Source organism: Zobellia uliginosa, from assembly GCF_900156625.1.
In the GTDB taxonomy this organism is placed as follows: domain Bacteria; phylum Bacteroidota; class Bacteroidia; order Flavobacteriales; family Flavobacteriaceae; genus Zobellia; species Zobellia uliginosa.
In genome coordinates this window covers 466,839-490,733 of record NZ_FTOB01000004.1, presented here as the reverse complement: position 1 = coordinate 490,733, position 23,895 = coordinate 466,839, and the positions used below count along the sequence as shown (strand labels likewise).

The 23,895-nt window shown below is 45.4% G+C and carries 21 protein-coding genes; 15 read left to right on the top strand and 6 right to left on the bottom strand.

The window, feature by feature from the left end; genetic code table 11:
• Nucleotides 1-238: 238 nt before the first annotated feature.
• From BW980_RS14670 to BW980_RS14665, 3 genes are all read left to right on the top strand, one after another.
• On the top strand, nt 239-901 hold the full coding sequence (locus BW980_RS14670) for a carboxypeptidase-like regulatory domain-containing protein (RefSeq protein ID WP_175609899.1): 663 nt from the start codon (nt 239-241) through the stop codon (nt 899-901).
• 53 nt (nt 902-954) lie between these two features.
• Complete coding sequence (locus BW980_RS22935) at nt 955-1,089, top strand: hypothetical protein (RefSeq protein ID WP_262508149.1); 135 nt, start codon at nt 955-957, stop codon at nt 1,087-1,089.
• Nucleotides 1,090-1,179: 90 nt separating this feature from the next.
• Nucleotides 1,180-1,860: a VOC family protein gene (locus BW980_RS14665; RefSeq protein WP_076455935.1), complete on the top strand. Its 681-nt coding sequence runs from the start codon at nt 1,180-1,182 to the stop codon at nt 1,858-1,860.
• Between the two features lie 49 nt (nt 1,861-1,909).
• Here the strand turns inward: BW980_RS14665 and BW980_RS14660 are convergent, their stop codons facing one another.
• Complete coding sequence (locus tag BW980_RS14660) at nt 1,910-2,911, bottom strand: sugar kinase (protein ID WP_076455934.1); 1,002 nt, start codon at nt 2,909-2,911, stop codon at nt 1,910-1,912.
• Between the two features lie 254 nt (nt 2,912-3,165).
• On the opposite strand from BW980_RS14660, the gene BW980_RS14655 reads away from it, so the two are divergent.
• The gene (locus tag BW980_RS14655; protein WP_139327687.1) at nt 3,166-3,666 is read left to right on the top strand and encodes a shikimate kinase; all 501 of its coding nucleotides are present in this window, start codon (nt 3,166-3,168) and stop codon (nt 3,664-3,666) included.
• 188 nt (nt 3,667-3,854) lie between these two features.
• On the opposite strand, the gene BW980_RS14650 is transcribed toward BW980_RS14655, so the two are convergent.
• The 3 genes from BW980_RS14650 to BW980_RS14640 all read right to left on the bottom strand — a co-directional run bounded on the left by BW980_RS14650 (nt 3,855) and on the right by BW980_RS14640 (nt 7,635).
• On the bottom strand, nt 3,855-4,208 hold the full coding sequence (locus tag BW980_RS14650) for a hypothetical protein (RefSeq protein ID WP_076455932.1): 354 nt from the start codon (nt 4,206-4,208) through the stop codon (nt 3,855-3,857).
• 11 nt (nt 4,209-4,219) lie between these two features.
• On the bottom strand, nt 4,220-5,161 hold the full coding sequence (locus BW980_RS14645; protein WP_076455931.1) for a hypothetical protein: 942 nt from the start codon (nt 5,159-5,161) through the stop codon (nt 4,220-4,222).
• A 314-nt stretch (nt 5,162-5,475) separates the two neighbouring features.
• On the bottom strand, nt 5,476-7,635 hold the full coding sequence (locus tag BW980_RS14640; protein WP_175609898.1) for a T9SS type A sorting domain-containing protein: 2,160 nt from the start codon (nt 7,633-7,635) through the stop codon (nt 5,476-5,478).
• Nucleotides 7,636-8,049: 414 nt separating this feature from the next.
• Between BW980_RS14640 and BW980_RS14635 the strand changes: the two genes are divergently transcribed.
• From BW980_RS14635 to BW980_RS14610, 6 genes are all read left to right on the top strand, one after another.
• Entirely contained in the window at nt 8,050-9,669 is a 1,620-nt protein-coding gene (locus BW980_RS14635; RefSeq protein ID WP_076455929.1) for a M28 family metallopeptidase, read from the top strand.
• A gap of 30 nt (nt 9,670-9,699) precedes the next feature.
• Nucleotides 9,700-11,379 carry an amidohydrolase gene (locus BW980_RS14630; RefSeq protein ID WP_139327686.1) on the top strand — a complete coding sequence of 560 codons (1,680 nt, stop codon included), beginning with the start codon at nt 9,700-9,702 and terminating at the stop codon, nt 11,377-11,379.
• Between the two features lie 100 nt (nt 11,380-11,479).
• Entirely contained in the window at nt 11,480-12,157 is a 678-nt protein-coding gene (locus BW980_RS14625; protein WP_076455928.1) for a response regulator transcription factor, read from the top strand.
• On the top strand, nt 12,154-13,440 hold the full coding sequence (locus BW980_RS14620) for a sensor histidine kinase (protein ID WP_076455927.1): 1,287 nt from the start codon (nt 12,154-12,156) through the stop codon (nt 13,438-13,440). The genes BW980_RS14625 and BW980_RS14620 overlap by 4 nt, the downstream gene beginning before the upstream one ends.
• A 78-nt stretch (nt 13,441-13,518) precedes the next feature.
• Nucleotides 13,519-13,962, top strand: coding sequence for a PepSY-like domain-containing protein (locus BW980_RS14615; protein WP_076455926.1), 444 nt, complete (start codon nt 13,519-13,521; stop codon nt 13,960-13,962).
• 1 nt (nt 13,963) lies between these two features.
• Nucleotides 13,964-14,773, top strand: coding sequence for a DUF2490 domain-containing protein (locus BW980_RS14610; protein ID WP_076455925.1), 810 nt, complete (start codon nt 13,964-13,966; stop codon nt 14,771-14,773).
• A gap of 7 nt (nt 14,774-14,780) precedes the next feature.
• Here BW980_RS14610 and BW980_RS14605 read toward each other — a convergent pair whose 3' ends face one another.
• Both BW980_RS14605 and BW980_RS14600 read right to left on the bottom strand, forming a co-directional pair.
• Nucleotides 14,781-15,509 (bottom strand): ribonuclease activity regulator RraA, encoded by a 729-nt coding sequence (locus tag BW980_RS14605; protein ID WP_076455924.1) that lies wholly within the window; start codon nt 15,507-15,509, stop codon nt 14,781-14,783.
• Nucleotides 15,510-15,531: 22 nt separating this feature from the next.
• Nucleotides 15,532-16,500 (bottom strand): sugar phosphate isomerase/epimerase family protein, encoded by a 969-nt coding sequence (locus tag BW980_RS14600; protein ID WP_076455923.1) that lies wholly within the window; start codon nt 16,498-16,500, stop codon nt 15,532-15,534.
• A gap of 110 nt (nt 16,501-16,610) precedes the next feature.
• On the opposite strand from BW980_RS14600, the gene BW980_RS14595 reads away from it, so the two are divergent.
• The 5 genes from BW980_RS14595 to BW980_RS14575 all read left to right on the top strand — a co-directional run bounded on the left by BW980_RS14595 (nt 16,611) and on the right by BW980_RS14575 (nt 23,888).
• Entirely contained in the window at nt 16,611-16,910 is a 300-nt protein-coding gene (locus tag BW980_RS14595) for a hypothetical protein (protein WP_076455922.1), read from the top strand.
• A gap of 19 nt (nt 16,911-16,929) precedes the next feature.
• Nucleotides 16,930-19,185 (top strand): alginate lyase family protein, encoded by a 2,256-nt coding sequence (locus tag BW980_RS14590; RefSeq protein WP_076455921.1) that lies wholly within the window; start codon nt 16,930-16,932, stop codon nt 19,183-19,185.
• Nucleotides 19,186-19,194: 9 nt separating this feature from the next.
• Nucleotides 19,195-19,545, top strand: coding sequence for a cupin domain-containing protein (locus BW980_RS14585; protein ID WP_076455920.1), 351 nt, complete (start codon nt 19,195-19,197; stop codon nt 19,543-19,545).
• A 5-nt stretch (nt 19,546-19,550) separates the two neighbouring features.
• Nucleotides 19,551-20,303 carry an SDR family NAD(P)-dependent oxidoreductase gene (locus tag BW980_RS14580; protein WP_076455919.1) on the top strand — a complete coding sequence of 251 codons (753 nt, stop codon included), beginning with the start codon at nt 19,551-19,553 and terminating at the stop codon, nt 20,301-20,303.
• A 459-nt stretch (nt 20,304-20,762) separates the two neighbouring features.
• Entirely contained in the window at nt 20,763-23,888 is a 3,126-nt protein-coding gene (locus BW980_RS14575; RefSeq protein ID WP_076455918.1) for a SusC/RagA family TonB-linked outer membrane protein, read from the top strand.
• Nucleotides 23,889-23,895 lie beyond the last annotated feature (7 nt).

The window sequence follows — 23,895 nt, the reverse complement described above, 5'->3', positions numbered from 1 at the left end:
GCAATTAGCATCTAACATGAGATGTGATAAAATCACAAGATTATTTAACCATTAACTTGATTTAAAATAAACTACGCGGTATAAAAACCAATAGCACAAAGGTTTTTGAAAAGAGTCCAACAAAGCATTAGATAAATCCATCCCTATTTTCTTACATTAGAGAAATGAACTGTTTCCTGTAAGTAGAATGAAATACGAAATAAAAATACCGAAACCTTGTAGTTCAAAATGGAGTGAAATGACTCCTACGGAAAAAGGTGCGTTTTGTTTCAACTGCCAAAAAGAGGTCATTGATTTTACCGGTAAGTCTCACTATCAACTGGCCCTACTCTTAGACAGCGAGCATAAAATGTGCGGAAAATTCCTGCCCACACAGCTAAACAAGTCCATCTCATCTGCTCAGAACCATCGGTTCCCAAAAACAGGACTTCTCATGGGTATAACCACCCTACTCTCCTTATCGACTCCTGCATTTAGCCAAAGTGAACCCACTGAAAGCCGTAAAATCGAGCAACGAAATACAATAGGGGAAGAAACGCTTGTACCTGGGAATACCTCAGATTCCGTTCAGATAAAAGGAAACGTATTTGATGAAAGTGGTGGTTTACCCGGTGCAAGTATTAGGATAAAAGGCACTTCCTACCGTGCGGAAACCGATTTTGACGGGAATTTTTCAATACCCATCAGCACTAAAGAATTGGGTAAGAACCCCACTCTAGTCTTCTCTTATATTGGATTTGAAACCCAAGAGATAAAAGTCACTTCCCAAACAGGGTTTCTAAAGGTGAATATGTTAGAAGATCCCGCCATACTTGGGGAAGTAGTTATTATGAAAAAACAGAACATTTTTAGAAGAATAGGAAATCTGTTCAGAAAAAAAGAAAATAGAAGTTGCCACTAAAGCCCCCTTACAGATACATAAAAACCCATAGCTCAAAATTCGAATATACCCTAATGGGCCCTTTGAGCCTCTTGCTGGCCAAGCGTGGAGACACCGTAAAATCAAAGCTTTTACACCAGATCAACATTGAGCTGCACCCCAAGAACACCTACCTAAAACACAAAGACCCGTTCACCAAAAAAGAATAGCACATCGATTTTAAAAACTTCCCTACCGTGCCCCCATTTGCTTTTTTTCATAACTTGTACCATGGCCAGTACGATCCGATGGAATGAAAAATGCAGATTAAGGAATTAAAGATATACAGCTCGAAGATCAAGGAACAAAGCGAATTTTACGCCCAGGTCTTGGGATTGCCCCGGATCGGGGAAAGCGCGAACAAGGTCTCCTTTCAATGTGGCAAATCGATACTCCATATCGAGTTCAATGCCGATACCAGCCCTTACCATTTTGCCATCAACATTCCAGCCAACAAAGAGGTCGAGGCCTTGAATTGGCTCAAATCGAAAGTGAAAATTCTAAAGGATGGGGATCGTGAAATACAGGATTTTGATTTCTGGAACGCCAAGGCCATTTACTTTTACGACAACGACCAAAATATAGTAGAGCTTATAGCCCGCAAAAACCTGAACAATCCATCAGACCAAAAATTTGGCCTCGACCAGTTTCTTGAGATTTCTGAGATAGGCATGCCCACTACCGATATTCAAAAGAATTATGAACAACTGGCCCGTTTGACCGGTATTGAAATCTTCGATGGCGGATTCGAGAGGTTCTGTGCCATTGGCGATGAACACGGACTTTTCATATGTATCGACAAGGCCATAAAAGATTGGTATCCTACGAACGACAAAGCCTTTTCCTCTCCCTTCGAGATCGAATTGGTCGAAAAGGGCAAGGCCTACCGACTGGCCTATAAAAATGAGGAAATCACGGACCTAGGGAAGCCAAACTCTTAAAAAACCCATTCCACATCGCGTGCAAGTCGCTTTAAAAGGCTTCCTTTCCCTATCTTCTTATGGCGCCCGAAGTATCGCCCTGCATCAGGCTCAAGACGTTTTCCAAAGACACCATATTGGCATCCCCGGGAAGGGTATGTTTGAGCGCACAGGCGGCCGAAGCAAACTTCAAGGCCTCTATATCCCCATAATGCAATAGGCCATAGATGAGTCCCGCTGCAAAGGCATCGCCCGTACCGACGCGATCGATCACGTGGGTAATGTTCAGTCTTTCGGTCTTTACGTACTTTTCGCCGTCCCACATCTTGCCGTGGATCTGCTGGTGCGAGGCACTAATGGATTTGCGGGTCTTCCCTACGACTTTTTCGATCCGGGGAAAGGTATACATGAGCTGCTCGGCCAAAGTCCGGAATCTATCACCGGCCTTCCCCAGTCCGAATATTTCGCGTATCCCGCGGCTACTGCTAATGACCACATCGCAATTTTGAACCAGTTCGGGCATGACTTCCTGCATGCTCTTGCCAAACTTCCACATGTTCTTTCGCGAGTTGATATCGCCCGATACCTTGACGCCCATTCGGTTGGCAGTTTTTATTCCCTCAAGGCAACACATGGCGGCCCCTTCGGAAATAGCGGGCGTAATACCCGTCCAATGGAACCAATCCGCATCCTTGAGCACCGCTTCCCAATCGACCATGCCCGGTGCTATCAAGGAAAAGGAAGAGCCCTCCCTTTCATAGATCACCTCACTGGGGCGGTGTACCGCGCCCTTTTCCAAAAAATACTTGCCCAGCATATCACCGCCGTAAAAAACGTGTTCGGTACTCAGCCAGTGTTTACGAAGGAATTGGGTAGCGGCCTTCCCCAAGGCATTATCGGGAAAGCGGGTTACATGGGCCGCCTTCATGCCCAAATAGGCCAGTGAGATGGCTACATTGGCCTCTCCTCCCCCATAGGCCAGCTCAAAAGAGGTCGCCTGGGCAAATTTTGAATATCCCGGGGGCGATAAACGCATCATTACTTCTCCGAAAGTGATCACTTTTTTAGCCATAGCATAGATTTTAATGTCATATCGTTAGTAGATCCTTGGCATACGCTTGTATGGAATGGCACCTCCATTGCATCCGTATACCGACTATCGCCGTGGCGGGCCAAAGCAAAGAAAAGCCCCGAAACCCAAGAAGCTATACCCGCCCGTTCGGAAGCCCATACGATTTTACCTGCCTTTTAGGCCACAAAATTTGATAGTTGAACAAATATACATATATTTGGTTAACCAATTTGGTTAACCAATTAAAGCAACGTATGAAAAAGCACAATTACATCGTCATTTTAGTAGGGGTTTGCGGTTCGGGAAAGCGTTCCGTAGGCGAAAAGGTCGCCCAGCGATTGGAAATTCCGTTCTTTGATGCGGAAAAGCTGCCCCTTTCCAAAGCACTACCCGAGGGCCAATTGCCCCAAGACGTAGACCTTGAAAAATGGTTGATGTCCATTAAAGAAATCATTATTGCCGAATCGGCAAAAAAAGGCTGCGTGATCTCTTGTTCGGTATTGAAGAAAGAACACCGTTTATTTATCGCGGACCAAGTAGACCACGAATTGGATTGGGTCTTTATGAACGGTTCGTACGAACACCTGATCCAACGTGCGGAACAAACGGAAAACCACGACCGTCCGGCCTCTATGATCAAATCGGATTTTGAGGCCCTTGAAATACCCAAACGCGCCCTGACCATCGATATCGCTTCGCCCGAACCGGAAAATATCGATACTATCTTAAAATACCTCGCCCGTAAATACGGATGATATCCTAGTTTTAGGCGCTGTTTTTAACAGGAATACCCAACTGTGTTTTTCATACGGAAGGCCTAAGTTATGCCAAGTGGATAGCTCTCGGTTCCCCCGAAACCTTCCCCTATATTGCCCCTAGAACCCGAAGCGAGACCGCCTCAAAAGAAAGGTCTTTGCCTTCGGTGTATTTCTATATACCGAGGTCAGGACCTATAATCTTTGGCGGCCATGGCGATCAGCTGCCCATATCGTTTATCGGGGTCGTATTTACGGACCAGTTCGAACAACTGACGGATCAAGCCGGGATCGCCCCGTTTATATCTTGTTTCGGCCCCCTCCTCTATTTTTATGATGGTCTTCTGCACCGTACACCGCAATCGTTCTCCCTTCGACAAGACAAAACCCCGAAAACCGAGGCCGTCAAAAAAACCATCCGTGGCACTTTCCTCCAAGGCTTCAATGGTATGAAAAAGCCCCATGAATTCATAGGGCCCTATCTCAAATTGTGGATTCTGTCCGCCTGAAAGTATATCCAGTTCCAGTTTGTATACCTCCATGGCCGTCTTATTTAGATAATGGACACACTTTTGCCCGCATAAAAATAATCACAAAAATCGGTATAGTTCAAAGTGGAGCCCGAACCTCGGTCGCAAGTCTCGGGATCGGTAATGAGATTACCGCTATTATCGGTGTTCTTGGCAGGGGTTCCGCCAGGCTTATGCCCCCAAAACCCACCGTCTTGTTTTCTGTACCAGTGGTAATCGACGCCCGGGGCAATGACCAATGCCATCAACCTCCTCGGATATTCGCTTTGCGGAAGGCAATCACATCGCAACTTCAAGCCATCGCGAAGGGAAGCCGCCTTGACCTCGCTACAACTCATCGCTCCCGCGGTTTGGCCCGAGAACCGGCCGGGCTGGGCAAAGGTGTTGGTCTTCCAGTTCCTCCCGTAGTTATAGCAATTGTTATTGCGTCGCACATGGCTGTCGGCATTCCAAAAATTCGGGTTGAACTTGCTTTCCTCGTATTTACAATCACAGCAAGAGGCATCGTCTACGGTAACCCTTTTGGAGTTTTTAGGAAGTTTGGGATAGCGCTTTTTTATCACCTTTCCAATTCGTTCAAGGTCCAGTTGATACTGTTCGATACTCGCCAAGATGATCTTCTGAATGTGTTTGTCTATGGGCGTCAGCCTGTGCGAATCGAGGCTCAACTTGCTGTAGCGGGTCATTTGCTCCACGATCCTACTGGCGATTCCAATACTGGTTTTTTGGTCTTCGGCCGTACCATCGGCAATTTTAAAGGAATTGGGTATGCCCCGCAGTTTTTCATCGCTAATGACCTCGATCTCTATGCCCCTGAACCCCAAACCGTCGTAACCGGCATTGGGTTTGGAAATGATCTGTTTCTCTTTTGCTATCTGCTTAAGGATTTCTTCCCCATTGGCATCGGCCATGATCCAACTCGGATTGGGGCGACCTGAAAATAAATCGGCTGTAACTCGTATCATCTTTTTCTGTTTTAAGGTGTATAAAGCATTTTTTTTAGCGTCGCCACAAGCTCTTACCTTATGGCGATACGACTACAATAAATCTAGTAACCAGAGAGTTACATATTCCTTTAAAATGTATGGGCGGTAGCGATACACGTGTCAATGACGCATTTTGCCCCTTACCGATTTTGAATTTTCAATGCTTTTGGGATGGGGTTGGGGTTGGGGTTGGGGTTGGGGTTGGGGTTGGGGTTGGGGAAACATATCGGATAAGAATACAGCACAGCCCTCCTAAAAAGAAGGGCTGTGCTTATCCTTTACGCAATAATCATCTACTCTATAATTATCTTTTTTGAAACCGTAGTGCCCTCCGAGGCGATGTTCATAAAATAAATCCCTTCCCTAAACTTAGCGGTGGGTATCTGGATCGGCCCTTTATCGAAGCTTTCCCTATAGACCAATTTCCCCGACATATCCCGCATTGAGATTTGTACACTGGGGTCCTTCGTTTCGGTTTTCACCTCTACACGAATCAGGCTATTTTCGTTAACGGGGTTCGGATACACCCGTACCTTATCGTTTTCATCCGACAAAAGACCATCGGCTTCACCCATTCCCATGGCCGCAGTATTTCGGGCATCGGTATAGTTCTCTACCTGCAAGACCACGGAACTCACATGCCCGCCTTGATCCGGAAATTCAACCTCAACCCTTACGTTCTTACCATCGCTTTTTAATCGGTCCATGGCTACGGGAATCTCAAGGGTGCCAAAAAAACTGCTTCGCGTCCCTTGATCATATCCACGAACAACATCACCGCTATAGTCCACTTGCCGATGGTTTACATATATTTTGGGCCTACGGTTTTTGGCATGGGCCCTACCGATACTGACCCTAATGGTGGCCACACCCGTTTTTGCGGTCACGTTCTTAAAATTAAAGACCAATTTTTTATTGGCTTCAATGGCTTTCAAATACGAATCCGCATAATATTTTTTGCTCGTGATCGTATTGTTCAAAGCTATTTCGGTATCAAAAGTATAGGTCAACACCACCGATTCCCCATATTCAAGACTCACCTTTTTCGGAGCTGTATCTTGGGAATGTTGCGTTATTTCGGCCGGCCTATCGAGAAATACCTTGAGCCGTTTTATCGCCACCCCTTGCAATCCGCTTTTGTTCAAGAGATTTAAATCTACCGTTTGCGTTTCATCGTTCAGGTTGTTCAGCACTACATATAACTTTTTTTTGTTTACAAAGGCTTGTGCCTGAACATCAATATTGCTGGAGTTGATCTGCACTCTTTTGCCCCTGACATTTTTCCATATCTCAAAGAATTTTACCCGTGGCGTATATTCCCACACATCAGGATTTCTTGAAACCCGGTTCCAGAGTCCCGATTTTGAATATTTGGCCGTAGGGGGAGTTTTTGCCATGGTAAAGGGAATGCTATATACGATATCGCCGCCCCGCTCTATAAACGACATGGCCATGTGCATTTGCGAACGCAAGGCCTGGGAGTTTTCCACCGGGTCATAGTTAGACACCCCGTCTCCGGGCCAACCGGGGCGATCCGCTACCAAACGGCCGTATTCAGTAACGGCAATGGGTTTGACCGTATTGAGTTTTAGTTTGCTATAGGTTTCCACCATATCCAATATCGCCTCTACATTGGAGCCCGATCTACGCCCCCCACTATTGTTTACCCCTACACCATCATACAGGTGCAGGCTAAAGACATCTACATCCTTACCCGCTATATCAATAAATCGCTTGTATCGATTGGTCCACAGCCTAAAATCATTCGATTCGAACATCGGAAAGGCCGAAGCATAGCCGGCAACCTTCATATTTGCCAGTTCCGGGGTCGCATGGATCTTTTTCCCAAGTTCACGGTGAAATTCCGAAACCCGTGTATTTATAATATTGATCTTTTCCGACAAATACTTTTTGGGGGTCGCCCTTCCCTCAGGATAAAAATCTACGGCATGGACCATGGGTTCGTTCAAAGGTTCTATATACTTTGGTACTTGTTCTTCTTCATATCGATAGTAATCCCTTATATAGTTTGTTAACCGGTCGATATAATCCGTCATGTCTACCTTTGAATAATCGGCTTCTCCGTCATAAAAGAAATCGTTCGGAAAACCTGAGGCAAAACGGTCCTCTACGGAACGTACTCCCGTAAAGCGTTTGTTGACCGCCGGGAAGTTTCCGTTCCTTCCTTTTTTCATGGGACTGTCTAACAAGCGTCCCCCTCGGTAACTATCGGCCATTCCATAAGTGGTTTTAAACTTTTTAAAATCGGGATCATCGGGATCGGTCAATTGGTGGATATTAAAATATTTCTTCCGTTTAAAAAAAGATTCCCCATTGACCACACGCTTGGTTTTGTGATCAATTGTTACTTCTCCCTGGCTGTAAAGCGAGGTAAACATAAGACAGAGACAAAAAGTAAGCGATAGCTTTGCTGTAAAATAAAATAATTTCATAGGTGTAAGTTTTATACTATAAATATCGAAAAAGATAAGCATCCATTACCTTACATTTGATTTATTTTAAATCACATATGATTCATCCATACCACAAACCATATCTTCTATCCTTCCTATTTCGGGTTTCAAAAAAACACCGTTCAAGCTTTTGTTTGCTCCTTGGCCCAAGAGCTATAAAATAGGCTTTTCACCCACAGCGCCCTAGAATGAAAGACTGTGCCCAAGGCCTTCCTCTCTCCCTATTTTATAGCGCCTAAACGATAGAGGCACAAGCCCGTACCTTAATTTTGTTTGCCCCCTTAAAGTTGGAAAATCCCTCTAGATCTTCGACCTTAGTTCTATAGGTGTTTTAGTAGATCTTAGCGCAACCTATGACCCTATCGACCATCTGTTCAACAAAACATGATATCTATGACCAAGAATCTCTTGAAATTTTTAGTACTCGCCTTATGTATAAGCTGTAATACGGAAAATAAAAACGCCGAAAAACCGGTGGAGATAGACCAAGCCACCTTGGCCAAACATATAGAGCGCTTGGCTTCGGATGCCTTTTTAGGGAGGAAGCCCTTTACGGAAGGCGAGGTAAAGACCGTGAATTACTTAAAGGATGAATTTGAAAAACTCGGACTTTCACCGGGTAACGGCGATAGCTACTTTCAAGAGGTGCCCTTGGTAGAAATCGATGGTAGCCCTTCGGAAAAAATGGTGATATCGGGAAAAGACGGAAGCTTTGACCTCAAGGTCCTGAGCGATTTTGTAGCCACTACCAGCCAAGTGGAGACCGAAATCGGCCTTGACCGCTCCGAGCTGGTCTTTGCCGGCTACGGCATCGTGGCCCCCGAATACGGATGGAACGACTACGAAGGTATCGACTGGAAAGGAAAGACCGCCGTGGTCTTGGTCAACGACCCGGGATTTCAATCGGGCGACTCTACCTTGTTCAAGGGAAACGCCATGACCTATTACGGGCGTTGGACCTACAAATATGAGGAGGCCGCAAGACAAGGGGCCGACGGACTTATTATCATTCACGATACCGAACCGGCTTCCTATGGCTGGAACGTGGTCGAATCGGGTTGGAGCGGTGCCAAATTGATCATTGAAAGCGACCTGCCCCTCTTAAAGGTCGAATCTTGGGTAAACCAAGAAAGCGCCCAAAAGATCTTCGATGCCTCCATCATGAAAGGGGAAGACTATAAGGTATTGGCCCGAAGCAAAGGCTTTGAACCCATCCCCTTGGGCCTAGACGTTTCGGTTTCCATTCAAAACAAGATCAAAAAAGACGTTTCAAAAAACGTAATCGCCCTTATTCCGGGTACGGAAAAAAAGGACGAGGTCATCATCTACTCGGCCCACTGGGACCACCTTGGCGTAGGTAAGCCCATTGATGGCGATTCCATTTACAACGGTGCCATAGACAATGCTTCGGGTACCGCGGGCCTTCTTGCCATTGCCGAGGCCTTCAAGAAAAACGGTCCCACAAAACGTTCCGTCGCCTTTATAGCGGTTACCGCGGAAGAGCAAGGTTTGCTAGGCTCCGCCTACTATGCCGAGAATCCGGTTTTCGACCCTAAAAAAACCGTAGCCAATATCAATATGGATGCCTTGGGCAGTCCCGGAAAAATGAAAGACCTGACCATAACGGGTTACGGCCAGTCGGAAATGGACCAATATGCCGAGGAGGCCGCACGAAAACAAGGGCGTTATATCATTCCCGATCCCCATGCCGAAAAGGGGTACTTTTTTAGATCGGACCATTTTAATTTTGCAAAAATCGGTATTCCCGCCCTCTACGCCAGTGGCAGTTACGAAGCTTTCGACCAAAGTAGGGAATCGATAAAAGCCACCTTAGACGACTACAACACCCATAAGTACCATCAACCTTCGGATGAATACGATCCCGAAACCACCGAATTGAGCGGGGTAAGCTTCGACCTGCAGTTGTTTTTTGAGGTGGGAAGAAAATTGGCGAACGAGACCTATTTTCCAAAATGGTACGAGGGCAGCGAGTTTAAGGCGGCCCGGGAATAGGAATAAGATGTAAAGTAAAAAAAGAATCGAATGAAGAACCGCCTGTCCTTAAAAGTACTGCCTCCTTACCTTTTTTTCTTGGCCCTGCTTTCCTTGGTCTCTTGCCAGGAAGCCGGCCCTAAAGCAGACCTGATACTCACCAATGCCAACATTTGGACGGGCAGCGAGTCCCAGCCCAGTGCGCAGGCCATAGCCGTATTGGCCGATACCATTTTGGCCATCGGATCCAACGGCGAACTCGAAAAATACAAGGGCCATACCACGGAAATAATAAATGTAAACAACCGTTTTATTACACCTGGTTTTATCGATTCGCACGTACATCTACTCATGGGCGGCAACAGCTTACTCAACGTAGAGCTCCGCGATGCGCAAACACCGGAAGAATTTACGCGGCGCATCGCCGATTTTGCCAATACCCTAGACCCCGGAACCTGGATCATGGAAGGCAATTGGGACCACACCCTTTGGGGTGGTGAACTACCCAAAAAAGAATGGATCGACCCCTATACGAAGAACAATCCCGTAGCCGTCTACCGTCTTGACGGACATATGGTCTTTGCGAATTCCGCCGCCCTCGATTTTGCCGGTATAGACAAAGACACCCCGGATGTCCCTAATGGCGAAATCGTAAGGGATGATAACGGCATACCGACAGGAATATTAAAGAGCAATGCCATGGGACTTTTGCTCGACAAGATTCCCCCACTGACCAAAACACAAAAGAAAAAGGCCCTTAAAAAAGCTTCGCACTACTTTTTGTCGCACGGAGTGACCTCCGTGCACGATGTGGATAGTTTGGGCACCGCCGAAGTAGCCCAAGAATTACTAGATGCCAAGGAACTCTCCCTGCGTATTTATTCCGCAAAACCCCTAAATCGATGGAAAGAGGCACAAAGAAAAATAAGCACAGACGAACTGTGGTTAAAAACGGGAATAGTCAAGGGCTTTATCGATGGATCCCTGGGATCTCATACCGCTTCCTTTATGGAACCGTATACCGACAAACCCGCCGACAGTGGATTATTTATTAATAGTGAAGCGAATCTATACCAATGGATTTCGGAGGCAGACAAGGCCGGCCTTCATATTCAGGTCCACGCCATAGGCGATAATGCCATTCACACCTTATTGGAAATCTATGAGCGCATCGTCAGGGAAAACGGGGAAAAGGAACGCCGACCGCGTATTGAACATGCCCAACACATCTCAGAACAAGACCTGCACCGATTTGGCGAACTAGGCATCATTGCCAGCGTGCAGCCCTATCACGCCATTGATGATGGAAGATGGGCCGAAGCCTTGATCGGGCCCGAACGGATCAAGACAACTTACGCTTTTCAATCGCTCTTGGAAGCCAATACGATATTGGCCTTTGGCAGTGATTGGCCCGTGGCCCCTGGCAATCCCCTTACGGGCATATATGCCGCCGTTACCCGAAATACCTTAGATGGTAAAAACCCGAATGGCTGGGTGCCAGAACAAAAGATAAGTTTGGAAGAAGCCTTGCGGGCCTATACCCAAAATGGGGCCTACGCCTCTTTTGACGAAACGGTAAAAGGCACTCTTGAACCCGGAAAACTAGCGGATTTCGTCATCTTAAGCGAGGACATACAAAAAATAGATCCAAAGAAAATCAGGGAAGTCAAAGTGATGGCCACCTATCTCGGAGGAAAATTAGTATACGAAAACGACCCAACGGAAAATTAGGCAAGGACCTCGATCTGCAAAACACTACGACCTGGGAAGGAAGGCCAAAAAAAATCGGAAATTCCCAATTCTTTCCAAAATCTTGTAGCAATTTTGCAAGGTGAAGATTTTAGTAATAGAAGACGAACCTCAGCTGCAGAACAGCATAACGGAATCACTGGAAAAAGAAAATTTTTTAGTGGAGACCGCGGCGGACTACCATACCGCTACGGAAAAGGTCTTCGTCTACGATTACGACTGTATCTTACTCGATATTATGCTGCCCAACGGCAGTGGATTCGACATTCTAAAAGAACTGAAAAAAGAGGGCAAGAGCGGGAACATCATTATCATTTCGGCCAAAGATTCCCTAGATGACAAACTCAAGGGCCTTGAACTTGGGGCCGACGACTACCTTACCAAGCCCTTTCACCTTGCCGAGCTCAATGCGCGTGTCAAGGCCGTCCTCCGAAGGAAAAACCTCAATGGAAAAAACAGCATTGAATTCGGCAATACGGTTTTGGACCTGAGCGAACGTAAATTTTCCGTAAACGGAAAGGACACGCCCCTTAACCGCAAAGAGTTCGATACCCTTAATTACTTCCTTCTCAACAAAAAACGACTGGTCACCAAAACCGCACTGGCCGAACATGTTTGGGGCGACAATACCGATCAAGTCGACAGTTTGGACTTTGTATACTCACAGATCAAAAACCTACGGAAAAAACTGCAGCGCTCAGAAGCCGATATAGAAATAGCCTCCGTTTACGGGGTAGGCTATAAACTTGTTGAAAAATGAAGCTGCTCAACCAATCGCTAAAATACCTGTCCATTTCCATTTTGGCCATCGTTACGGTATGGAGCGTGGTCTTTTATATAAGCATGCTCAACGAGATCAAAAGCAGCATCGATGAAGGCCTGGAAAACTACAAGCGCATCATCATAGAAAAGGCACAGACCGACTCCACCATTTTAACCAAACGCGGTTTTGACGAGAGTTTCTTTACCCTACAAAAAATCGATAAGGCAAGGGCGCTTTCGGCAAAGGACCAATACGTCGATACGATCATCTACATGCAAGATGCCGACGACAAAGCACCCGAACCCGAACCGGTACGCATGCTCATCACCTCCTTTGAAGTAAAGGGACAGTACTACGAGCTAAAAGTGGCCAACTCCATGGTGGAGGAAGACGATCTGATCGACGAACTGTTCTGGGATGTGGTCTGGCTCTACATCATCTTAATCGCCAGCATCACGCTCATTAACAATGTGGTATTGAAAAAGCTTTGGAAACCCTTTTACGACTTCTTGCGCCAACTAAAAACGTACCGGCTCGGAAGCACCGAAAAACTTCCGGCGACTGCCACAAAAACCAAGGAGTTCAAAGATTTGGAATATGCCGTAAACACCTTGTTGCAACATAGCATATCGGCATTCGAACAGCAAAAGGAATTTATCGGAAATGCCTCCCACGAGCTACAAACCCCCTTGGCCATGGTCATCAACAAGCTCGAACTGCTCTTGGAAAAAGAAGACCTGAAAGAAGCACATGCGCTAAAGATCGCCGAAATCTTTCAGATTGTCGAACGCTCGGTCCGACTGAACAAATCCCTGCTCCTACTTTCCAAAATAGACAACAAACAGTTTTTTGACAATCAGCCCATCCACTTAAACCCCATCGTCAACCAAACCTTGGGCGACCTTGAGGAAATCAGTAGCTACAAAAAATTGAAAACAACGGTTTCCGAAACCGATGAACTAGAGGTACACCTAGACCCTACCCTTGCCCAGATCATTGTGTCGAACCTACTTAAAAATGCCATCCTCCACAATTACGGGAACGGTACGGTAGAAGTGCATATTTCGAAGGATACGCTTACCGTCCGCAATACGGGAAAAGACCAAACCTTAGACCAGGGCAAGGTATTCAGCCGATTTCATAAAACCGACGCAACAACAAGCGGAAGCGGCCTGGGGCTGGCCATTGTAAAAGCCATTGCCGACCTATATGGCTTCCCCGTAAGATACGCCTTCGACAAAGGCGTGCATTCCTTCAGTATACGCTTCTCCACCATGTAAGTCCCCCAACTTCCGGCATTCCCAATTGTTTCCAAATTCACATGCTTTTTTTACGGTATAATTTAAAACAGTATACACATGCAAAAGCAAATTTTATTCTTAGCGGCATTGGGAACCCTCAGTTTTTCACAAGCCCAAGACCTTCCTAAAAGCCAGGTTCCTTCCGTAATCTTAAATCGGTTCAACAGCCAATTTCCAAAAGCCACGGATGTGGAGTGGGAAATGGACGGCACCCTATACAATGTGGAATTTGAAATTGGATGGAACAGGGATCACGACGTATGGTACGATGCCGAAGGAAAGATGGTAAAACAAAAGGAAGAAATAGCTTCAAAGGAATTGCCCCAAGCCGTACACAAAACAATCGAAACCGATTTTGAGGGCTACTCCACCGACGATGTGGAACGCATAACCGACGAGGGAAAAATCTTCTATAAGATGGAATTGAACTCCTTGCTCAAACAAGACTGGGAAGTGGTCTTCGATGCCAATGGAAATATATTGAGCCAAATTGAAGACTAAAATGGAAAGAAGCATTTGTAAAGTCATCCCCCTTCTTCTTTTCGTACTTATGTCCCATTCCAAAGGCCTTGCCCAATTTTCCCCTCCGGGATTGGGCGAGGTCCATACGGCCGCGTGGTTGGCCCTAGGGGCAAAGCAAGACCTTGACCAAAAAGGGACTACAGTGTCGTCCACCTATTTAGGATTTGGTAGTGTAAGTGACCCGAACAACTACAATCCGGTAGAAAAACCATCGATTTACGTGATAAACCAAGAAGTCACACACCGCTTCAAACCCCATTGGAAGTATGCCCTCGCATTGAGTTACCGATGGCAAAACAGGTATACACCAAGGCCTCCTTACGACTACGACACCCCAAAAGCACGTCAAGAACTGCGGGCTTACGGCAGTATCTCCTATCTCAATTCCTTTAAAAAAATCAACTATGCGTTCACTTACCGCCCTGAGGTCCGACGCTTTTACGATCCCGATTTCACTTTAGCGACCGAATCTTTACAATTCCGCTCCCGTTTCAAGGCCAAACTTTCCTTTTATCTCAACGGCTCAAAAACGCAGCAGATCAGCACCGCCGCAGAATCGCTATTCGCCATGGGAAAAACGGAAAACTGGAGCAAATTCACCTATAAGGAAAGTCGCTTTTCCCTCTACTACTCCCTTACCCTGCCCCGACAAGATATCACCCTTAATATGGGCTACATGAACAACCTCTTGGGAAGGGATTTTTCCAAAGACGCCCATTATCTCGCCTTTGATGTGGCAATCAACAACCCCTTCCACCACAAGTCGGGGCAGGGAAGCCATTCGCAGTAATTCCGGACTATGACTTTTCCTTGCCTTTTAAAAACATCCATGCATCAAAACGGGCCTTGTACTCCTTATCGGTAAGCGGATAAAGCCCCATAATCGACTTCCCTTTTTGGACTTCCTTCATCACATAGTCTTCAAAAAGGGTCATTTTTGTGCACTCCTCCGCCACGCTTTCGGCCAGGTGGGCCGGTATTACCATGACCCCATCATCATCGCCGACAATAAAATCCTCGGGAAATACCGCCACATCGCCACATGCAATAGGTTCATTAACGCCAATGGCGTGGTGCAAGGTCAAATTCGTAGGCGCCGATGGCCGTTGGTGATAAGCCGCAAAATCAAGATCGGCAATCTCGGTGGAATCACGAAAGCCGCCATCGGTTACCATACCCTCTACCCCGCGCACCATTAAACGTGTTGCCAAGATAGAACCCGCCGAAGCCGCACGGGCATCTTTTCTACTATCTATGACCAGAACATATTTTTCGGGACATTCCTCTACCGCAACACGCTGTAGGTGTCTCCGGTCTTGAAAAGCCTCTATAGGGTTGAGATCTTCGCGTGCCGGTATGTACCGGAGCGTATAGGCCCTCCCGACCATTGTAGGCCGACCGGACCTTAACGGCCTAACCTTCTGTATAAATTGGTTTTTCAACCCCCTTTTAAACAAACAGGTGGCAATAGTGGCCGTACTGACCTTTCTCAACTTCTCTATGGTACTCTCTTCTTTTTTGCTCATACTCCGGTTAGTTTAATTTATATTATTCGGCGGTTTTCCATGCCTTCCTTAAAAAAGTCAAATCCTTTTTCATCTTGGCATAGACTACTTTCTTGTCGACACTTATTTGTTTGGCACCATGTTCGGCTCCCCCTAGATCGTATTCCAAGTGCAGCGATATGGGTACGTTTATCCCGTATTTTTTCAGCAATGAAAAATAATGATCAAAGTCCACCATACCCTCACCAAGCGGCGTATTCACCGGTTTCCATTGGCCTTCTTGCATTCCCCATTTAAAATCCTTTATCACGATCGACCTTATATATGGTGCTATAAGCCGAAGGTCAAGTTCCCAGCTCATACCACCTTCGACCACCGCATGCCGTATATCGTATTGACTGCCCAAATGTTTGCTTTGTGGACCGGGCAGCATAGGGGGCAAATCCCAAATAGGGGCCCCAACGTGCTTGCCCGCATGGTTTTGATAACAGCCTATCAAGCCCCACTTTTCGTTCGCCGCTTCCAAGGATTTGAAAAGGGACTTATAGATTTCTTGGCTTTCTTGAATACTTCGGTCTTCAGGATAACTGAGCCATCCGGTCCTATAATGGGTCAACCCTAGCTTACTGGCCGTTTTCAACACCTGTTGGTCTATTTCCGCATGGGCATCGAGCACCTTAGTGGTCATCATTCTAGGTTGCAGTCCGTATTTTCTCATGGCCTCAACGGCCTTGGGCAGGTCATCTTGCACATTTTCCGGCAATACATGGCCTTTCGGCCTTACGGTCAAATCCAATCCGTCAAAACCGATATCTGCGGCAAGCTCCGACATTTCTTCGTAGCCCAAAAACTGTAAGTGCTTAGAAAAAAGATGTACCTTAATATCCTCTTCCGATGTATGGGAAGATAAAGCGTTCCATTCATGTAATGGCATAAAGGGCACACTGCACAATGCGGCGGCCGTCCGTTTTGAAAAATGCCTTCTTGATATATGATTATATCCTTTCCCCATAACACCTGCTTAAATGATTAAATACCCCCACTAACTGTTAAAAATTTGTTAGTTCCACAAATATACTTATTTTTGGTCAACCAATTTGGTTAACCAATTTTACAATCCATATGAAGTCGCCATTCGTCCCTAGTATTTCTTTTGTGGCTTCCATTGGTGATATCGGTGCAAGACAAACCGACTATACAGGTTCGACGAATGGGTTGTTCCTTAAAAATGCCCCAGCCTCTATATTTGGCAATGTGCAGGAAAAAGATAGTAAAAAGAAAACATATAACGATAGTAGGACCATTAGCATGCACTTGGTCGTCGGTAAGCCCATAATTAACATCAGCAACTATGCCCAGGGTATTTCTGAAACGTCAAAAGCGACCGATGGCCATTTTTTTTCACTCAAGGGTTTCATTTAGGCCCAACACCTCATCAGATATGAAAATGATCAAATACATACCCGTACTGCAATTCTTCGCCTTCGCCCTGTTGGTTTCCTTCAGTGGACGTTCGCAAGAACACCCCAGCCTGATATTGACCAAGTCAGGAGTAGAAAAAATAAGGGCCGAATTAGGTAACATCCCCATTTTTGACGCCACCTTGGAAAAGGTAAAGGCCGAAGTGGATGCCGAAATCGCATTGGGCATAGATACGCCCCTACCCAAAGATTATTCCGGAGGCTATACCCATGAACGCCATAAGCGCAATTTTTTGATCCTTCAAAAAGCAGGGGTATTGTATCAAATTCTAAACGACGAAAAATATGCCCTCTACATAAAGGACATGTTGTTTCAATACGAAGGAATGTACAAAGACCTTCCGGTACACCCACAAACGCGTTCCTATGCCAGGGGTAAGTTGTTCTGGCAGTGCCTAAACGATTCCAACTGGCTGGTATACGTGAGCCAGGCCTATGACTGCGTATATGACTACCTTTCGAAAAAAGAACGCAAGCAACTTGAAAAAAACCTTTTCAGGCCTTTTGCCGATTATATATCCATAGACAATCCGCAATTCTACAACCGCGTACACAACCACAGTACTTGGGGCAATGCCGCCGTAGGAATGATCGGTTTGGTAATGAACGATGAGGAGTTGATCCAAAGGGCGCTCTACGGTATTGAAAATGATGGCTTGCCCATTGGGGCCAAGGACAACGACGGTGGGTTCATTAAGGTGGAAGGCCAAAAAGCCGGTTTTCTAGCCAATATAGACGAGCCTTTTTCCCCTGACGGATACTATACCGAAGGCCCTTACTACCAAAGGTATGCCATGTACCCCTTTTTGATCTTTGCCGAGGCCCTGCATAATGTAAGACCCCAACAGAAAATATTCGAACATAAGAATGGCGTATTGCTGAAATCGGTAAATACGCTTTTGAGCCTCTCCGATGCCGATGGCGAATTCTTTCCCTTGAACGACGCCCAAAAAGGAATGTCATATCACTCTAGGGAACTGGTCACCGCCGTTGATATCGCCTATCACTACGGAAACCACAATCCGCAATTGCTCAGCATAGCCGAAGAACAGGGCCAAGTTTTATTGGACGATTCGGGGCTGGCCGTAGCCTTGGGTATCAGGGAAGGAAAAAGTGAGGCCTTCGATAAAAAATCGATCAAGCTTAGCGATGGGGCCAAGGGCGAACAAGGGGGCGTGGCCATACTCAGGTACGGCAACGAAGCCATGACCTTGGTCTACAAATATGCGGCGCAAGGGCTAAGCCACGGGCACTACGACAAACTATCGTTCTCACTTTACGAAAAGGGAACGGAAGTATTACAAGATTACGGTCTTGCCCGTTTTGTCAACATCGAGCAAAAAGGTGGGGGCAATTACCTCAAGGAAAACACGACCTGGGCCAAACAAACCATAGCCCACAACACCCTTGTACAAAACGAAACCTCGCATTTTGAAGGAAAGTACGAAGTGGGAAGCCAACACCATTCGGAGCTCTACTTTTTTGATGCTTCCAATCCAGAAGTACAGGTGGTGAGCGCCAAGGAACAAAACGCCTATCCGGGTACGGAAATGCACCGGACCATGGCCCTGATAAAAACCGATGGTTTTGAAAAACCCTTTGTACTCGATATTCTAAGGGTCAGTTCGAATGCCGCAAACCAATACGACCTTCCCTTCTACTTTAAGGGTCAGGTGATGCAAAGCAATTTCGATTACACCACCCCAAAAAACTTAGAACCCCTAGGTTCCGATAACGGCTATCAGCACCTTTGGTCAGAGGGACTTGGCCAGCCCAAAGGAGACAACTCCCAGCTCAGCTGGTTGGAAAAGGGACATTTCTATACCCTGACCACGGCAACGAACAACGATGACGAGCTACACTTTGTGCGCATCGGGGCCAATGATCCGGAATTCAACCTGAGAAGGGATGCCGGTTTGATCATCAGAAGAAAGAACACAAAGAACACCACCTTCGTATCGATACTAGAATCACACGGCCATTATAGTCCTGTTTCAGAGTTTTCGGTAAATGCGAACAGTTCAATCTCTAAAATCAAGCTTATGTTAGATACGGAGGAGTACACGGCAGTACTGATCGATGCCAAGTCCAGCACCGAACAAACGCTATTCATACTGGCCAATGAAAACAAAAATGTCAATAAAGAGCATATTATAGAAATCAAGGGCAAGGAATACCGTTGGACGGGGCCCTTTCAATTTATTAAAATCAATTAAAATTAAACTATGGAAAGTTTTGGATCAAGTAAGGAGTTTTTAATCGGGGACGAAATCCCTTGGGAAACCGTAGGCGAAGGCGTGCAACGTCAAATTATGGGCTACGATGATAAGATCATGCTCGTAAACGTAAAATTTGAAAAGGGCGGTATAGGCCCCATGCACGAGCACTACCACTCACAAGTAACTTACGTGGTAAGCGGAAAATTCAAGATGACAATAGGTGAAGAGACCAAAATGCTAAAAGGAGGCGATTCATTTTACATTCCTCCCCACGTAATGCACGGAACCGTTTGTCAAGAAGCAGGCGTATTAATAGATGTTTTCAGCCCGATCAGGGAAGATTTTATGACTAAATAATAACTATGAATTTAAAAGGAAAAATTGCCGTTGTCACAGGCGGAACAAGGGATATTGGCAAGGCCATTTCACTTAAATTGGCAAAAGAAGGCGCCAAGGTAGTAGTCAACTATTACAACAACGAAGCCAATGCAAAGAAGACCCTTGATGAGATAAGGTCATTCTCGGGCGAAGCTATAATCGTTAAAGGGGATATGACCCAAAAAGCCGATGTCGACCATTTGGTATCGGAAGCGATAAAGGCATTTGGCGGTACCATTGACATCTTGGTAAACAATGCCGGCGGACTGGTAGCCCGTAAGAGTATTGCCGAAATGGACGAGGCCTTCTTTAACAAGGTCATTGCCTTGAACCTCAACTCTACCTTTCTGGTCTCACAAGCCATATTGCCCCATATGAAGTCGGGTGCTTCGATTATAAACATTGCATCACAAGCAGGCCGTGACGGCGGCGGCGGCGGTTCTTTGGCCTATGCCACTTCAAAAGGGGCCGTTATGACCTTTACACGAGGTTTGGCCAAAGAAGTAGGCCCCAAGAATATTCGCGTCAACGCCCTTTGCCCAGGAATGATCGCCACCACCTTTCACGACACTTTTACCACGGGCGATGTACGTAAAAAGGTAGCGGGAGCCACCCCATTACGCAGGGAAGGTACGGCTGAAGAGATAGCCAATACCGTAGCTTGTCTAGCTTCCGACGAAACCACTTTTATTACCGGGGCCAATATTGACATCAATGGCGGACTCGCCTTTTCATAGGCTAGAACCACCACAAATTGCCGATTTGGCATCTTAGACCCCTTTTAAGTATTAGATACCTAAAATTAACATCACAAATTTTGACATTAATTTTTTTTTAACAAACTATTAAGTTATATTTGGTAAACCAAATTGGTTAACCAATATGGAAAACCAATTAAAACTTGAAGAAAATGCTAATACTAATAAAAGAAAAACACTAATGATACCATAGCCTATTTTCAATAAAAAAAGGATGGGTGCACGCCCATCCTTTTAAAAAAATTTACTTCATTCTGAAGGGAAGTAATACTAAGAACATGTACACTTTACTATACACGCTCATTACAAAAGTACAAAATTCAGGGACATTAATGAGTAACGTGCACTAGTAAGTTGAAGAACAAATGCGATTCCACACAATCTCATTTAGGTATCGGACCTTAACCGATAAACATTACTAACTTAACATTATTACAAATGAATTTAAAAACTCAACTCACACTAATAGCATTATTGTGTCTCAATATATCGCTATTTGCCCAAGACGGTTACACACTGTCAGGCACGGTTTCCGATGCGGACAATGTTCCAATACCGGGAGTTAACGTCATAATCGCCAATACAACCAAAGGCACCTCAACAGATTTTGACGGATTATTTCAAATAAACGTTTCAGAAGGCGATATTCTTCAATTTTCATACATCGGCTACGTTACACAAACCATACCCATAACGGGTCAGACCGAGTTAAATATAACCATGGCCGAAGACGCCAAACAATTAGACGAGGTAGTGGTTATTGGTTATGGGGGAACCCAAAAGAAATCACATTTGACCGGTTCGATCTCAAAAGTAGTCAACGAAAACCTCGATCAAATAGCAGTAGCCCGTGTCGATGACGCCTTGGTCGGGCAGGTATCGGGGGTAAATATCCAAGCCACCGATGGCGAAGCCGGAGCCGCTCCTACCATAAATATCAGGGGTGTAGGCTCTATGGCCGGTGACTCTACCCCATTGGTCGTTGTCGATGGTGTAATTGTAAGTTCAGACTTCCTAGGTTCATTGAACATGAACGATGTAGAGTCTTTCGAGATTTTAAAGGATGCAGCATCATCTGCCATTTACGGTTCAAAAGGTGCCAACGGTATTATCATGATAACCACAAAAGGTGGTGTTGAAGGTAAGACCCGTATCAACTATAGTACCTATACCGGTTTTAAAGAAGCCAGACATAGTGAAGCCTATACCTTTTCAATAGAAGAAACAGCACAAGCCCAATTGGCCGCCACCGGCTCATTATCCGACAGAACGAAATACAAACAACTCATAGGTGTTGACCGTTCTTGGCAAGATGTCATTTTTGATGGTGGTACCATTACCAGTCATTCCCTATCGGCTCGCGGTGGAAGTGAAAAAACCAAGTATAGCACCGCCCTTAACTACTCACATGACGAAGGTGTCTTAATTACCGACGATTTCAAAAAATACGGATTAAGACTTAAAGTAGATACCAAAATAAACGATAAGTTTTCCTTTGGTGTAAACTTTACCCCTTCTTACACCAACAGAAGAAGGTTTGATGGAAGTACCCACGATATATTAAGACAGACCAATTGGCTGCCTCTCTATCATGATGAAAATACGATTCAATTCGTAAACAGGGTTCAAGATAATGGGGCATGGGCCGATATTAAGGTCGGTGATTACGCGCAACAATATCATTTTGATGGTTACGACCTAGATGCAGGTGCCCCTGCAGATTCTGGCGGGGTAAGCATCAGTAACACATCGAACGCCAACCCAGCGGCCAAAGTATTGGAGCGCGAACGTTACGACAAAAAATTCAAAATGTTCGGTAGCGTTTACGGTAATTACAACATCATTGACGGTTTAAGTTTCCGATCTACCCTTTCCGGTTCGTACCAAGACACCAAAAGGACAAGGTGGCAAGGTACCCTATCCAGCAGAAACGGTGCCGCCGGTGCCTCAATGGATGAATATTCACAAAAAGAGATCTATCTTATTACCGACAACTTCCTATCCTTTAACAAGAGTTTCGGCAAGCATGATCTAAGTGTAATTTTAGGGGTAACCGCCGAAACGAAAAAATCGTTTTATTCACAAATTAGCGGAACCGGTTATACTTCCGATGCCGTTAAGCAAATCACCAACGCTACGACCATTTCAAATGCAGATGCCTTTGAATGGGAAAAGAACGGCCTATCATACGTTTCCAGACTGAACTATGCCTATGACGATAAATACCTAGCCTCATTTAGCTATAGAAGGGACGGTAGCTCTATCTTCGGTCAAGATTTCAAATACGGTAATTTCACCGCTGCTTCCATTGGTTGGAACGTTGCCAAGGAAAACTTTTTACAGGATAGTGATATCGTAAGCACTTTTAAATTGAGGGCCAGTTACGGTCTAACAGGAAACGATTTGCTCAACGTAGGTAGTGTTGATCCCGATACCAGTAGTAGTACAAGTTCTTTGAGCACAGGTAATATTTTGGTAGACAACTACCCCTACTTGGCCCTTTTAGGCTCAACGACCTATTCGGTAGACGGTTCATTACAAGCGGGCTTTAACCCTCTGAACATAGCCAATGCGGGACTTCAATGGGAGCGTTTGAGAGAATTCAACCCTGGTCTGGATTTCGGCTTTTTCAACAATAGAGTATCGGGGTCCGTTGATTATTACCAACGAACCAGTGACCAACTATTATTGAACAATCCAATTTCAGTAACTACAGGTTTCAACAGTGCCCTTGTTAATTTGGGTGAAGTCAAAAACGAAGGTTATGAAATTGAACTGAGAACAAAGAACATTGCTACAGAAAACTTCAGGTGGGCCTCGACGATCATCGCTTCAACGAACAAGAACACTTTGGTCGATTTCGCCGACTCTAACGGTCAAATTACAAATGTAGACTCTAAGAGGGCAGCAGAGTGGATCAACCTTGAAGGACAACCGATTTCCACATTCTATGGCTGGGTCGTCGACAAAGACATTCCGCTTGAATACTTGAACGATGCTTTCCACCCCGTAGGTGGCGAAGCCCAAGATGTTTACGTAAAAGATTTAAATGGCGATGGTATTATTGATGATGAAGACAAAGCTGCTTTAGGAGACCCATATCCAGAATTGGTCTGGAGTTTCACCAACGAGTTCAATCTTGGCAAGTTCGATTTTAGTTTTATGTTCCAAGGTTCACATGGTGCCGAAATCAGAAACATGGGAGACCAGTACCTGTTCAACCATTTTAATTCTTCCCAAGATTTCAATCCTGAAACAACTCCTAACCAAGAATTTATCAAAGAAAAAATATTCACCGATGATATTATTCAAGACGCTTCGTACCTAGCATTGAGAAACGTAAATATTGGATACAACTTCCCAAAAGACGTTTTGAGCGATTATGGTGTGTCTGGTTTAAGGATATATGCTACTGGCCAAAACCTTATGTATAAGACGGCAGATGACTATACAGGTTTCAATCCTGAATCCATAGATAGGACAAGTCCGACATCTTACGGTTACCAAAGGGCAGGTTCCCCTATATATAGAACGATTTCTATAGGACTTAACCTTGATTTTTAATCAGAAC

What these genes read in the sequence shown, in the direction of transcription:
- BW980_RS14670 (WP_175609899.1), top strand. Translation starts at nt 239, where the DNA reads ATGACTCCTACGGAAAAAGGTGCGTTTTGTTTCAACTGCCAAAAAGAG.
- BW980_RS22935 (WP_262508149.1), top strand. Translation starts at nt 955, where the DNA reads ATGGGCCCTTTGAGCCTCTTGCTGGCCAAGCGTGGAGACACCGTAAAA.
- BW980_RS14665 (WP_076455935.1), top strand. Translation starts at nt 1,180, where the DNA reads ATGCAGATTAAGGAATTAAAGATATACAGCTCGAAGATCAAGGAACAA.
- BW980_RS14660 (WP_076455934.1), bottom strand. Translation starts at nt 2,911, where the DNA reads ATGGCTAAAAAAGTGATCACTTTCGGAGAAGTAATGATGCGTTTATCG.
- BW980_RS14655 (WP_139327687.1), top strand. Translation starts at nt 3,166, where the DNA reads ATGAAAAAGCACAATTACATCGTCATTTTAGTAGGGGTTTGCGGTTCG.
- BW980_RS14650 (WP_076455932.1), bottom strand. Translation starts at nt 4,208, where the DNA reads ATGGAGGTATACAAACTGGAACTGGATATACTTTCAGGCGGACAGAAT.
- BW980_RS14645 (WP_076455931.1), bottom strand. Translation starts at nt 5,161, where the DNA reads ATGATACGAGTTACAGCCGATTTATTTTCAGGTCGCCCCAATCCGAGT.
- BW980_RS14640 (WP_175609898.1), bottom strand. Translation starts at nt 7,635, where the DNA reads ATGAAATTATTTTATTTTACAGCAAAGCTATCGCTTACTTTTTGTCTC.
- BW980_RS14635 (WP_076455929.1), top strand. Translation starts at nt 8,050, where the DNA reads ATGACCAAGAATCTCTTGAAATTTTTAGTACTCGCCTTATGTATAAGC.
- BW980_RS14630 (WP_139327686.1), top strand. Translation starts at nt 9,700, where the DNA reads ATGAAGAACCGCCTGTCCTTAAAAGTACTGCCTCCTTACCTTTTTTTC.
- BW980_RS14620 (WP_076455927.1), top strand. Translation starts at nt 12,154, where the DNA reads ATGAAGCTGCTCAACCAATCGCTAAAATACCTGTCCATTTCCATTTTG.
- BW980_RS14615 (WP_076455926.1), top strand. Translation starts at nt 13,519, where the DNA reads ATGCAAAAGCAAATTTTATTCTTAGCGGCATTGGGAACCCTCAGTTTT.
- BW980_RS14610 (WP_076455925.1), top strand. Translation starts at nt 13,964, where the DNA reads ATGGAAAGAAGCATTTGTAAAGTCATCCCCCTTCTTCTTTTCGTACTT.
- BW980_RS14605 (WP_076455924.1), bottom strand. Translation starts at nt 15,509, where the DNA reads ATGAGCAAAAAAGAAGAGAGTACCATAGAGAAGTTGAGAAAGGTCAGT.
- BW980_RS14600 (WP_076455923.1), bottom strand. Translation starts at nt 16,500, where the DNA reads ATGGGGAAAGGATATAATCATATATCAAGAAGGCATTTTTCAAAACGG.
- BW980_RS14595 (WP_076455922.1), top strand. Translation starts at nt 16,611, where the DNA reads ATGAAGTCGCCATTCGTCCCTAGTATTTCTTTTGTGGCTTCCATTGGT.
- BW980_RS14590 (WP_076455921.1), top strand. Translation starts at nt 16,930, where the DNA reads ATGAAAATGATCAAATACATACCCGTACTGCAATTCTTCGCCTTCGCC.
- BW980_RS14585 (WP_076455920.1), top strand. Translation starts at nt 19,195, where the DNA reads ATGGAAAGTTTTGGATCAAGTAAGGAGTTTTTAATCGGGGACGAAATC.
- BW980_RS14580 (WP_076455919.1), top strand. Translation starts at nt 19,551, where the DNA reads ATGAATTTAAAAGGAAAAATTGCCGTTGTCACAGGCGGAACAAGGGAT.
- BW980_RS14575 (WP_076455918.1), top strand. Translation starts at nt 20,763, where the DNA reads ATGAATTTAAAAACTCAACTCACACTAATAGCATTATTGTGTCTCAAT.